This window comes from Corynebacterium tuberculostearicum, assembly GCF_022347385.1.
GTDB classification, from domain to species: domain Bacteria; phylum Actinomycetota; class Actinomycetes; order Mycobacteriales; family Mycobacteriaceae; genus Corynebacterium; species Corynebacterium tuberculostearicum_M.
In genome coordinates, this window is the sequence record NZ_JAKRDT010000007.1 from 35022 (window position 1) to 47821 (window position 12800).

General features: G+C 63.2%; 10 protein-coding genes. 2 read left to right on the forward strand and 8 right to left on the reverse strand.

The genetic code is table 11. The annotated features are described in order from the left end of the window. Position 1: 1 nt before the first annotated feature. Together purQ and purS are read right to left on the reverse strand one after the other, a co-directional pair. Complete coding sequence (purQ, locus tag MHK00_RS05435; protein ID WP_200435770.1) at positions 2 to 685, reverse strand: phosphoribosylformylglycinamidine synthase subunit PurQ; 684 nt, start codon at positions 683 to 685, stop codon at positions 2 to 4. Then, the gene (gene purS / locus MHK00_RS05440) at positions 686 to 928 is read right to left on the reverse strand and encodes a phosphoribosylformylglycinamidine synthase subunit PurS (RefSeq protein WP_005330015.1); all 243 of its coding nucleotides are present in this window, start codon (positions 926 to 928) and stop codon (positions 686 to 688) included. It lies immediately after the preceding gene. Positions 929 to 1160: 232 nt separating this feature from the next. On the opposite strand from purS, the gene MHK00_RS05445 reads away from it, so the two are divergent. Beyond that, the gene (locus MHK00_RS05445; protein ID WP_250410782.1) at positions 1161 to 3935 is read left to right on the forward strand and encodes an ExeM/NucH family extracellular endonuclease; all 2775 of its coding nucleotides are present in this window, start codon (positions 1161 to 1163) and stop codon (positions 3933 to 3935) included. Positions 3936 to 4122: 187 nt separating this feature from the next. On the opposite strand, the gene MHK00_RS05450 is transcribed toward MHK00_RS05445, so the two are convergent. From MHK00_RS05450 to purD, 5 genes are all read right to left on the reverse strand, one after another. After that, the gene (locus MHK00_RS05450) at positions 4123 to 4806 is read right to left on the reverse strand and encodes a DUF2334 domain-containing protein (protein WP_250409047.1); all 684 of its coding nucleotides are present in this window, start codon (positions 4804 to 4806) and stop codon (positions 4123 to 4125) included. 56 nt (positions 4807 to 4862) lie between these two features. Further along, positions 4863 to 6986, reverse strand: coding sequence for a S9 family peptidase (locus MHK00_RS05455; RefSeq protein ID WP_250410783.1), 2124 nt, complete (start codon positions 6984 to 6986; stop codon positions 4863 to 4865). A gap of 39 nt (positions 6987 to 7025) precedes the next feature. Beyond that, positions 7026 to 7919, reverse strand: coding sequence for a phosphoribosylaminoimidazolesuccinocarboxamide synthase (locus MHK00_RS05460; RefSeq protein ID WP_250410784.1), 894 nt, complete (start codon positions 7917 to 7919; stop codon positions 7026 to 7028). Between the two features lie 161 nt (positions 7920 to 8080). Continuing rightward, a complete protein-coding gene (purB, locus tag MHK00_RS05465) occupies positions 8081 to 9511 on the reverse strand; it encodes an adenylosuccinate lyase (protein WP_005325782.1) in 1431 nt (476 codons plus the stop codon). Positions 9512 to 9552: 41 nt separating this feature from the next. Next, the gene (gene purD / locus MHK00_RS05470; protein ID WP_250410785.1) at positions 9553 to 10827 is read right to left on the reverse strand and encodes a phosphoribosylamine--glycine ligase; all 1275 of its coding nucleotides are present in this window, start codon (positions 10825 to 10827) and stop codon (positions 9553 to 9555) included. Between the two features lie 35 nt (positions 10828 to 10862). Between purD and MHK00_RS05475 the strand changes: the two genes are divergently transcribed. Then, a complete protein-coding gene (locus MHK00_RS05475) occupies positions 10863 to 11291 on the forward strand; it encodes an HIT family protein (RefSeq protein WP_005325778.1) in 429 nt (142 codons plus the stop codon). Here MHK00_RS05475 and MHK00_RS05480 read toward each other — a convergent pair. Beyond that, positions 11288 to 12799 carry a sensor histidine kinase gene (locus MHK00_RS05480; RefSeq protein WP_250410786.1) on the reverse strand — a complete coding sequence of 504 codons (1512 nt, stop codon included), beginning with the start codon at positions 12797 to 12799 and terminating at the stop codon, positions 11288 to 11290. The genes MHK00_RS05475 and MHK00_RS05480 overlap by 4 nt on opposite strands. Between the last annotated feature and the right edge of the window lies 1 nt (position 12800).

Consider the following 12800-nt stretch of genomic DNA (forward strand, 5'->3'; position numbering starts at 1 on the left):
CTTAAACCGCCGGCGCCTGCGCGACGGCCTTGATGGCGGATACGAAAAGTCCCAGTCCGTCGGTGGATGGGCCGGTTAGCGTGTCAATGGCGTGCTCGGGGTGCGGCATAAGGCCGACGATGCGGCCGGACTCATCGCTCACACCGGCAATGCCGTTGACGGAACCGTTGTAATTATCGGTATAGCGGAAGACCACGCGGCCCTCGCCCTCGATGCGGGCGATGTCATCATCGCCGGCCTGGAAGCGGCCCTCGCCGTGCTTGGCCGGCACCAGGATCTTCTGACCCTGCTCCAACTCGCTGGTCCATGCGGTGGTGGAATTGGCCACCTCGAGATAGGTATCGGTGCAGTGGAAGTGCAGGCCCTTATTGCGGGTCAGCGCGCCTGGCAGCAGGCCCGCCTCGGTAAGGATCTGGAAGCCATTGCAGATGCCGAGCACCGGCATGCCCTGCTTCGCACGATCGATAACGGACTGCATCACCGGCGCGAGCGCGGAAATCGCGCCCGAGCGCAGGTAGTCACCATAAGAAAAACCGCCCGGCACTACTACCGCATCCACGCCGTGCAGATCGGTATCTGCGTGCCAGAGGCTTTTGACCTCTGCGCCGGCGGTGCGGGCAGCGCGAGCGGCATCCACATCATCCAGGGTTCCGGGGAAAGTGATTACTCCGATTGTGGCGGTCACTTACTTGACCTCCAGCCCAACAACCTCGTAGTCCTCGATGACGGTATTGGCCAGCAGCGTGGCGGCTACCTTCTCCATGTCCTCTGCGGTAACGGAGTCATCGACCTCGAGCTCGAAGCGCTTTCCCTGGCGCACATCGCTGACACCGGATACCCCGATGCGACCCAGCGCGCGGACGACGGCTTGGCCCTGCGGATCCAGAATCTCCGCCTTGGGCATGACATTGACAACTACACGAGCCATGAAATATTTGCCTTACTGTATGGGGCTTTGGTCTGCGCGGCTTAGTTTAGTTGGCACCCCCGCCTTTTACCTAGACTCACCCCCGCAGTGTGGGTTTCACCCCGGTTGGGCAAACTCTACGTGAACCCCAAACGACGCTCTGGCAAACTTCGGCGCGCGCTCCAGCCTGGCCCGGCGCGGCCCTCTACTAATAAATAACGCACACTGTCGCTCTCTTTTTAAGGTTGAATCTATGTCTTCTCGCCGCCTGGGCGCGCTGGCACTTGCCACCGCCTTGTCTTCTGCCGCCCTTGCCGTTCCTACTGCCACGGCCGCCACCGATGGCTCCGCCGCAGTCATCTCCGAGGTCTACGGGGGAGGCGGCAATAAGGGCGCTGCCTTCACCCATGACTTCATCGAGCTCTATAACCCCACCGATGCCCCGATTGACCTGACCGGCTACACCGTGGAGTACTTCTCCGCCTCCGGCAATACCGGCGGCAAGGTGGACCTTTCCGGCACCATCGCCCCGCACGGCTACTTCCTAGTGCAAGGCGCGGCCGGCAATGGCGCGGGCGAGGCCCTGCCTGCCCCAGATGCCGAGGGCAGCCTCAACATGTCCGGCTCCAAGGGCTCCGTGCAGCTTGCCGACGCCACCGGTACCCCCATCGATGCCATCGGCTACGGCGCCGCTTCCCTCAAGGAAGGCACCGCCGCCGCGGGCCTGTCCAATGCCAAGTCCGCTTCCCGCGACGCCGAGGGCACCGATACCGATGACAACGCCGCCGACTTCACCACCGGCGCCCCTACCCCGACCAACTCCGGTAACGAAGCCCCCGCCCCGCAGCCTGAGGAGCCGGCCGAGCCCGAGCAGCCGGCCCCCGAGGGCGTCACCGCCATCGCGGATATCCAGGGCACCGGCGCCGAATCCCCGCTCAAGGACCAGACCGTGGCCACCGAGGGCGTCGTCACCGGCGTGTGGTCCGAAGGCGGCCTTAATGGCTTTACCATCCAGACTGGTGGCACCGGCGCCGAGTCCACCGATGCTTCCCAGGCCATCTTTGTCTACATGGGTGATAAGCCGGCCGACCAGTACCCAGCCCTGGAAGATTCCGTCGAGGTCACCGGCAAAGTCTCCGAGTTCTATGGCTCCACCCAGCTCACCGCCTCCACGGTCACGCAGCTCGATACCCCGCTGGAGAAGGTCACCCCACTCAAGGTGGACCAGCTTCCCGATGGCAACGAGGCCCGCGAGCCCTTCGAGCACATGCTCATCCAGCCTGGCGAGCACACCGTGACCAATAACTACTCGCTCAACCAATACGGCGAGGTCGGCCTCGCCCCGGGCAAGGAAGCTCTGCGCCAGCCTTCCGATATCTTCTCCCCCTCCACGGATCCCAACTCCGATATCCAGAAGCTCACCAAGGACAACGCCGATAAGCTGGTCACCTTGGATGACGGCCGCACCCGCGACTATCTCAAGACCGACCAGAATACCCCGCTGCCGTACATCGCCCAGGATGATGCCCAGACCATCAAGTCCCTGCGGACCACCGATACCGTGACTTTCCAGCATCCCGTCATCGTGGGCTTCTCTCATAAGCAGTGGCGCTTCCAGCCCACCACCCCGGTCACCGGCAACACCAAGGGCGCAGACCTGCCCATCTCTTGGGAGGATTCCCGCGCGGCCGAGCTCCACGCCATCGATGACGTTAAGGGCGAGTACACCATCGGCGCCTTCAACGTGCTGAACTACTTCACCTCCCTGGGCGAGGAATTCGGCGGCAGCGCCTACACCGACCGCGAGGGCAATAAGGTCACCGTCAACCGCGGTAAGACCCGCGGCGCCTATACCGAATCGGCACTAGAAGACCAGGAACGCAAGATTGTCGCCGCCATCAACGGCCTCGATGCCGACGTCATCGGCCTTTCCGAAATCGAAGATGGCTACGCCGTCACCGGTGACTTCGCCCAGCGCGATAAGGCGCTCAAGCACCTGACAGAAAAGCTCAACGAGGCCGCCGGTTCCGAAAAGTGGGCCTTTGTCCCCTCGCCTTCCCAGGACGCCGTACCGGACTCCCCGGACGTCATCCGTACCGCGTTCATCTATCACAAGGATGTGGTCAAGCCCATCGGCGAATCCCGCATCTTCCAGGATGATCGCTTCACCGGCACCGCTCGCGAGCCACTCGCCCAGGAGTTCCAGCCGCTAAAGGAGGGCGAGGAATCCTTCGTTGCCGTGGCCAACCACTTCAAGTCCAAGGGCTCGGTGGCCAAGGACGACGCCGACTCCGGCGACGGCCAGGGCAATAACCCGAACGTCCGCAACGCACAGGCCCAGGCCGTCCTCGATGCGTTGCACAAGCAGGAGGACTGGAAGGACAAGCCGCTATTCGCCCTGGGTGATTTCAATACCTACACCCACGAAACCGCGCTCGATGTCTTCCGCAACGATGGCTTCACCGTCCCTGCCGAAAAGTACGAGGCTGACCCCTCCTACCAGTTCTCCGGCCTGCTTGGCACCCTCGACCACGTGCTGGCCAACAAGGTTGCCACCGGCACGCTTGACGACGCCCAAGTGTGGAACATCAATGCCGATGAACCCGTCGCCTTCGAATACTCCCGCCGCAACTACAACATCGTGGACTTCTACGATGACTCCCCATTCCGCGCCTCCGACCACGACCCGGTCAAGGTCGGCTTCACCCTCGGCGCGGACGACTCCGCCGGCCAGCCGGATGATCCTGCAGACAATCCTGCAGACCAGCCTTCCGATGAGCCAGGTAAGCCAGAGGACAAGCCCTCCGAGAATCCTTCTGAGAAGCCGGGCAAGCCTGCCTCCGGCTCTAGCTCCAGCACCAGCTCCGTCGGTGCCGGCATCGCCGCCGCCATCGCAGCCATCGCCGGCCTCGTCGCCATCCCTGGTTTCCTCGCAGTAACCGGCAACCTCCAGAAGGCCATCCCGGCCCCCATCTGGGTCATGCTGCCAAAGGAAGTGAAGAACTTCATCACTAGCCTGCAGCGTTAATCACCCATTAGCCCTAGCCCCGCACGCTTCCGAGGAAGACTCCCTAGCGGCGGGGCCTTTTTGTCATTTCACGACTTTCGTCCATATAAACCACCACAACCGTCGACGGAAATGGGCGTTTATATGGACGAAAATCGCGAAGCTGTGCTTATTGCTCCGCGGAGCCTCTGGCGAGGGAATGCGCGGGCTACTTTGGAAGATAAGCGCCGTAATCGGCAGGGATCGCGCCGGCGTTGATAGCTCGGTCGGCGGCTTTGACGAAGTCATTGATTACTTTGCGGTCATCCAGGTTGCGTCCGGAAACCGAAAGGCGGACAGTGTTGCCACGCTGGGCTGAGCGCTCAGCAGCGCGAATAATGTTCTTGCGCCACCACTTGGCGGAGCCAAAGCCCTCACCAAAAGAAAGGTTGCGGGCCTGGTGGAACTTTCCGGAATTAATCTGGAGAATACCGCGGGTGGAGGCGGCTACCTCAAACTTGAACTGCGGTAAGACCTGCAAGGTGCCGGGCGACATGCGCCAGCGAGGGGGCGCGAAGATGGTGGGTTCGAAGCCGATCTTCGCCATCTGGCGGGTAGCTCCGGCGAGCCGCAGCTTCGCCTCGTGCGAATCGAGGTTGGCGAATTCCGCGCGGCGGCCCTGCACCGAGCGATCAAAACCGTTCAGGATAAGAACGCGGCCGGCATCGGCTTGGTCTTGCAGCCACTTCTTGGTGTCTTTGTCTTTGGCGAGGTGCCAGTTGCCGTCGATATGCGGGGCAATCAGCAGGGAAACAGGAATCTCCTCCCGATCAAGGATCGAGAGGAGCCGGCTAGCCTGCTTCCGTGTGTCATCAAAGATGCTGGAGATAGATACCAGAAGGTGGCCATTCATAAGGAAAATTATCGCACAGGAATTCAGGATTCGCGCGTTGGCCCCCTATCCGGGTTTTACTTCTCCAAGCCAGTGGCCTTGTTGATGGTCCACGCGTACTCGAAGGCATTCTGGCGCCACTTTTCATAGCGCCCGGACACGCCGCCATGGCCTGCGGCCATTTCGGTCTTGAGCAAAAACTCGCCGCCGGTGGCCGTCGTTCGCAGCTGGGCGATCCACTTGGCCGGCTCAACGTAGAGTACGCGAGTGTCATTGAGCGAGGTGATAGCCAGAATGTCCGGGTAGTCCTTAGCCTCGATATTTTCATACGGCGAGTAGGACTTCATGTAGTCATAGACCTCTGGATCGTGGTACGGGTCGCCCCACTCTTCCCATTCAGGGACCGTGAGTGGCAGCTCCGGCATGAGGATGGAGGTCAGCGGATCCACGAACGGCACGACGGCCTGGATGGCGGTGAAGCGATCCGGGGCCATATTGGCAATCGCGCCCATGAGCATGCCGCCGGCAGAGCCGCCCTCGGCCACCATCTGGTCAGCGGTGGTCACGCCGCGGGCGATGAGGTCATCGGCGACATCGATGAAATCGGTGAAGGTGTTCTTCTTCTTGAGCATCTTGCCGTCGTCGTACCAGGTGCGGCCCATCTCGCCGCCACCGCGGACATGGGCCACGGCGAAGATCATGCCGCGATCCATGAGGGACAGGCGGGTAACGGAGAAAGCCGGATCCACGCTGACCTCATAGGAACCGTAGCCGTAGAGCAGGGTCGGATTCGGCTGGGTGCGGTCGAGGTCGGCGCGGTGGACAATGGAGACGGGGATTTCGGTGCCGTCGGCAGCCGTGGTCCACAGGCGGTAGGCCACGTAGTCATCCGGGTTATAACCGCCGGGAACCTCCTGCTCCTTGAGCAGGGTAAATTCGCCGGTATCCACGCGGTAATCAAAGAGCTGGGAGGGCTGGGTGAAAGACACGTAGCTCACGCGCAGCACCGGTGCGTCCCACTCGGGGTTACCGGATACGGACACGGTGAAGAGTTCTTCGTCGAAGTTGAGCTCTTCGAATTCGCTAAAGCCGTCGTTCACGCGCATGATGGCGGCGCGGCCGATGCCGCCGCGGCGGTAGCCCACCACAATCTGATCGCGGTAGGTGTCCACGCCCTCGATGCGGGTGGTCTCCTCGTGCGGCAAGAGCGCCGGCAGCTCGCGTAGGGCGGGCAGCTCATCCTTGGCCTTGGTATAGCCGACCTCGAAGTTGGGGCCGGTGGCGTTGTGGGTGACGATCCAGTAATCCTCGCCCTTGACGACGGCGTGGTCGACGTCGTAGTCCACGCCGGATTCGCGCTCCCACAGCAGGCGGAATTCACCCTCGGGGTTGTCTTCTTCGAGGACCCACACCTCAGAAGTCACCTTGGAGCTCACGCCAAGGAAGAGGAACTTATCGGAGCGAGCGCTGCCTATGCCGACGTTGAAGTGTTCGTCTTCTTCCTTGAACACCTGCACGTCTTCGGACTGCGCGGTGCCGACCTTGTGGCGCCAGATGGCGTCGGGGCGCCATGCCTCGTCGACGGTCGTGTAAAAGATATAGCCGTCGCCAGCCCAGGTGGCGCCGTAGAAGATGCCCTTGAGGTGGTCGTCGAGAAGCGCGCCGCTTTCCAAGTCCTTAATGTAGAGCTCGAAGCGCTCGTCGCCGGCGAAGTCCACGGAATAGGCCAGGTAGCGGCCGGAATCAGAGATGGAGGCGGCGCCGAGGGCAAAGAAGTCCTTGCCCTCCGCCAGCGCGTTGGCGTCAAGAATAATCTCCTCGCCTGCCGGGGTGCCTTCCTCTGGGATAACCGGGGCGGTCCATGGGTCAGCCCCCTCCTCTACCGGGAGGCGGCAGGAGTAGCCGTAGCTCTTGCCCTCCTCAGTGCGGCCGTAGTACCAGTAATCGCCGCGGCGAGAAGGCACGGACATATCGGTTTGCTTGATGCGGGACTTAATCTCCTGGAAGATATTCTCCGTCATCTCATCCAAGTGCGCGGTCTTCGCCTTGGTGTAATCATTTTCTGCGTTGAGGTAATCCAGGGTTTCCTGGGATTCCTTATCGCGCAGCCACTCGTAGTTATCCACGAACTCCCGGCCGTGGAAGGAACGGGTCACGGGGTGGACGGCGGCTACGGGGGCGGAAAGATTCTCGTTGCTCATGCCGTCCCACTGTACGCGTGGCACCCCGTGGTGCGGGAGCTAGGCCTCGGGCGAGAGGAAATCAGCGAAATGCTTGCCGGACAGCCGCTCGTAGGCCTCGATGTAGCGCAGGCGGGTGGCGGAAACGACGTCGTCGGGAAGCTGGGGCGGGGTGCCGTCAGCGGCTTGATCCCACCCGGAGGCATCGGAAGTCAGCCAATTGCGCACGTATTGCTTGTCGAAGGATGGCTGGACCTCGCCCTCCACGTAGGAATCGGCCGGCCAGTAGCGGGAGGAATCTGGGGTAAGGACTTCATCGGCCAGCACGAGGGTGCCGTCTTGGTCGAGGCCGAACTCAAACTTGGTATCGGCGAGGATAATGCCCTTCTCCTCCGCGAGCGCGGCGGCCTCGGAGTAGATGCGGAGGGTGGCCGCGCGCAGCTCTTCGGCGCGCTCTGCGCCCAGCTTGTCCACCACGAAGTCGAAGGAAACGTTCTCATCGTGCTCGCCCTGTTCCGCCTTGGTGGCCGGGGTGAAGATGGGCTCGGGCAGGCGGGAAGCCTCAACCAGGCCCTCCGGCAGCTCGATACCGCACACGGTGCCGTTGGCCTTGTACTCCTTCAAACCTGAACCGGTGAGGAAGCCGCGGGCCACGCACTCGAAGGGCAGCATATCCAGCTTCTTGACCACCATCGCGCGGCCAAGGCACTCGGCGGGGATGCGCTCATCATCGAGCGGGCCGGCCAGGTGGTTGGGGAAATCGATGGAGTCGAAGAAGAACTTCGAGGTTGCGGTCAGCACGCGGCCCTTGTCCGGGATGGCCGGTTCGAGGGCGTGGTCGTAAGCCGAGATGCGGTCCGAGACCACCATCAACAGGGTGTTCTCGTCTACATCGTAAATATCGCGGACCTTGCCGGAGGCAAGATGGGTATAAGAAGAAAGCTCAGGTCGCATGACCTTCATTCTAGCGCCCAGGGGTAGCGAGCACGTTTCGATCAAATAAGCCCCGAAATCCGCGTGGGATTCGGGGACTATTTGATCGAAATGCGAAAAAAGGAAGGCGCACCGCGACAGGGGCGCACTGCGAAAGGAAAGCGCGCCCGGCGCGGCTCGTTTTAGAGGATCTCGCCCGGAGTATAGGCCGCGGCCTTGGGGTGTTCGCCTACCAGGGCGTTGATGCGGTTGAGGACCTGGCTGACCTGGGATTCGGCGGCGCCGATGAAGGCGTGCTTATCGGCCAGGGCGGCCTCGAGGTCGGACTCGTCCATGGGCAGGCGGTCATCGGCGGCGAGGCGTTGGACTAGGTCCTGCTCGCCGCCGTTTTCGCGCATATTAAGCGCGACGGCGACGGCGTTTTCCTTGATGACCTCGTGGGCGGTCTCGCGGCCCACGCCGGCGCGCACGGCCGCCATGAGGATGCGGGTGGTGGCCAGGAAGGGCAGGTAGCGCTCCAGTTCGCGGTCGATCATGGCCGGGAAGGCACCGAACTCGTCGAGGACGGTGAGGAAGGTTTCGAATTGGCCGTCGAGGGCGAAGAAGGCATCGGGAAGCGCGACGCGGCGGACGACGGAGCAGAAAACATCGCCCTCGTTCCACTGCTGGCCAGCGAGGTCTGCGGCCATGGTGAGGTAGCCGCGGAGGATGACCTGCAGGCCGCCGACGCGCTCACAGGAGCGGGCGTTCATCTTGTGCGGCATGGCGGAGGAGCCGACCTGGCCTTCCTTGAAGCCCTCGGTGACGGTCTCGTTGCCGGCCATCAAGCGGATGGTGGTGGCCAGCGAGGACGGGGCGGCGCCGAGCTCCACCAGGGCGGAGATGGCGTCGAAGTCGAGGGAGCGCGGGTAGACCTGGCCCACGGAGTTGAAGATGCGGTGGAAGCCCAGGTAATCCGCGATAGCGGTCTCCAGGGAGGCGAGCTTGTCCTCGGAACCGCCCATGAGATCCAGCATGTCCTGGGAGGTGCCCATCGGGCCCTTGATGCCGCGCAGCGGGTAGCGTGCCAAGAGATCTTCGACGCGCTCAATGGCCAGCAGCATCTCGTCGCCGGCCGTTGCGAAGCGCTTGCCCAGGGTGGTGGCCTGCGCAGCCACGTTGTGGGAGCGGCCCGCCATGACCAGGGACTGGTACTCGGCGGCGTGGCGGCCGATGCGGGAGACCACTGCGATGGCCTTATCGCGGATGATCTCCAGCGAGGTGTGGATCTGCAGCTGCTCCACGTTCTCGGTGAGATCGCGGCTGGTCATGCCCTTGTGAATGTGCTCGTAGCCGGCCAGCGCATTGAATTCTTCGATGCGGGCCTTCACATCGTGGCGGGTGACGCGCTCGCGCTCCGCGATGGACTCAAGGTTCACGTCCTCTACCACGGCCTCGTAGGCATCGATGGCCTTGGCGGGGATGTCTACGCCCAGATCCTTCTGGGCGCGCATGACCGCAATCCAGAGCTTGCGCTCCAAGATGATTTTATGCTCCGGGCTCCAGATATTGGACAGCTCCGCGGAGGCATAGCGGGAGGACAGGACGTTGGAAATCTTCTTCTTTTCAGCCACGTGGCTATTATTCCATGCCTGCCCCGCCGCGGGGTGAAGGGTTAGAGAGAAATCTCACCGTCTTCTGCTCGCTTGCCGATGTCCCGGCGCACAAAGCCACCCGCAAACTCGATGCCGTCGACGGTGGCGTAGGCGTCTGCGCGGGCGTCGGCAAGCGTGGCACCCTTGCCCAGCACGCTGAGCACGCGGCCGCCCGCGGTGCGGTAGGCGCCATCGGTATGCACGGTGCCGGCGTGGAGGACGCGCTGCGGATCGTCCAAGGCGGCGCCGGAAATGGCATCGCCCTTGCGTGGGGAGGCCGGGTAGCCCTCGGCCGCCATGACGATGATGACGGCGAAGCCATCCTCCCACTCCAGCGGCGGGAGCTCGGAGAGGGTGCCGGTGGCCGTGGCGTGGAGGGCCTCAGCCAGTGGAGACTTGAGCAGGGAGAGCACTGCCTGGGTCTCCGGATCGCCGAAGCGGCAGTTGAACTCGACTACGGCCGGGCCCTCTTCGCCCCACGCCAAGCCGGCATAAAGCAGGCCGGAATAGGGAGTGCCGCGGCGCGCCATCTCCTTGGCCACAGGCGCGCAGACCTCGTCCACGATGCGCTGCACGCCGTCCTCCGGCAGCCACGGCAGCGGGGTGTAGGCGCCCATGCCACCGGTATTGGGGCCCTCGTCGTTGTCATAGGCACGCTTGTGATCCTGGGCTGGCAGCAGCGGGACGACGGTCTCGCCATCGACTAAGCAGAAGAGAGAGACTTCGGGACCGTCGAGGAAGGATTCCAGCAGCACCGGGTTGCCGGCCGCGAGGACGGCGTCGACGTGGGCGCGGGCGGCGGCGCGGTCCGGGGTGACCACGACCCCCTTGCCACCGGCCAGGCCATCGTCTTTGACCACGAACTGCGGGCCAAAGCGGTCGAGCGCGGCCTCAATGTCGTCCTCGGTGGAGCCCGGACGCAGCTGTTCCGCGCGGGCGGTCTTGACGCCGGCGGACTCCATGACGTCCTTGGCAAAAGCCTTGGATCCCTCGATCTGGGCTGCGTCCTTGCTAGGTCCGAAGACAGCGATGCCGGCCGCGCGCAGGGCATCGGCCACGCCGGCGACGAGGGGAACCTCAGGGCCGATGACAACGAGGTCCGCGGCGATGCTCTGGGCGAGCTCCACCATGCGATCAGCGTCATCTACCTCGGAGTAATCCGGGTGGACGGTAGCGAGGGCGGACATGGCCGCGCTGCCCGGCGCGGCGTGGATTTCGGTGCTCTTGGGGTCGGCGGACAGGCCCTTGACAAGGGCGTGTTCACGGCCGCCCGAACCAATTACGAGAATGCGCATGCCCACCATCATAACCAGCGGGTAGCCTGGCACACATGGCTTCTGTATTTACAAAGATCATTAATGGTGAACTACCCGCTCGCTTTGTCTACCGCGATGAGACCTGCGTGGCTTTCCTCTCCATCGAGCCGCTGCGCTACGGCCACACCTTGGTCGTGCCCATCGAGGAAGTAGATAAGTGGACCGACCTGGATCCCCAGACCTGGGCCCACCTCAACGAGGTCGCCCTGGAAATCGGCGGCGCTATCAAGACCGCGTTTGATACCCCGCGCACCGGCTACATCATCGCTGGATTCGATGTCCCGCATACCCATATCCACCTCTTCCCCACCGAGAAGATGGAAGAGTATGACTTTGCCAAGGCCTTCGACGCCGAGAACACCGACGATGCCGCGATGGATGAGGCGGCCGCCCGCATTCGCCAGCACCTCGGCTGCAACGAGGAAGGCATTCGGGAGGACTAGGTCTCAGAGGGGGCGTCGGCAAGCGCGGGCAGGCGCACCGTAAAGGTGGTGCCGCGGCCGAGCTCGGAGTCGACGCTAATGCTGCCATCGTGTTGCTCCACCAGGGAGTGGACGATGGCCAGGCCCAAGCCGGAGCCGCCGGTATCGCGGGTGCGCGAGGTATCCGCGCGGTAGAAGCGCTCGAAGATGTGCGCCGCATCTTCCTGGGACATGCCCTTGCCATCATCGCTGACATCGACCAGCACATCATTGTCCTCGCGGCGCAGGCGCAGCGTCACCGTGGCTTCCTCGCCGCCGTGGCGGATGCCGTTGGTCACCAGGTTGAGCAGCACCTGGTGCAGGCGGCTGGCATCGCCATTGACCACCGGGATGGACTTGGCGTCATTGGCCACCTTAATCTCGCGGCCGGGGAAGGCCGCACGCGCAGACGAGCCCACGGACAGCGCCAGCTCCAGCAGGTCTACGGGGTGCAGGTCTAGGCGCGTGCCCTCGGCGCGGGTAAGGGCCAACAGGTCCTCCACCAGCAGGGACATGCGCTTGGACTCATCATCGATCTTGGAAAAGACCAGATCCACGTCCTTGGTGGCCCCGGAGCGATAGAGCTCGGTATAGCCGCGCAGGCTGGTCAGCGGCGTGCGCAGCTCATGCGAGGCATCGCCGACGAAGCGACGCATCTGCTCCTCTTTCTCCTGTGCGCGCACGACGGAGCGCTGCAGCTGTCCCAGCATGATATTGAGCGCGGCGGCCAACTGGCCCACCTCGGTGTGCAGCGGCCATTTGGGAACGCGCTTGTCTAGGTCGCCTGCCGCGATTTCCGACGCCGTCTTTTCCACCACCCGCAGCGGCCGCAACGCCCTGCGGATAAACCAGAAACCCACGGCCGCAATGGCGGCCAGGGCGATAGCGGCAATGGTCACCTGGACCATGGCTAGGCCGTGCAGGATTTCCTTTTCGTGGGTCATATCCTTGGCAATGACCGTGATGACGCCATGGGAGTCCGCGAAGGCGAGCGCGCGCCATTTGGTGTTGTTCTCGATAGAACCCACGGTGGTGGGATATCCACCGAGCGGGATATTTTCCGCATTCGGGGTGGTCGAGGATGGTCCCGAGTAGCGGATGGTGCCATCGGGCAGGTAGTTCAGCACCACGTATTCGGTAGGCGGGCGCTTGGTGTGATCGCCGATGAAAAAGTCATTGCTGATATCGCGCGCCCATGTGGTCGACGCGGAGCGCAGCTCATCATCGACGTTATTGAAGAGCACGTTGCGCATGATGGAATTCACCGCAAAGGACGAGCCCGTAATGCCGAGCCCGGAGACCACGACGAGGAGGATGACCAGCCACGTACGCAGCGGCATTGCCTGCGGAATCTGGGAAAACATCCGCCGCTTGGAGGACTTTTTCTCCCCTTCACCTTGGCCCAGGCCTTCATGCCACATGGACTGCGGGCGCGCCGTCGCTGTCGCGGGCGCAGGTTCCTGGCCCTGGGTCTCCTGTGAATCTTCCATT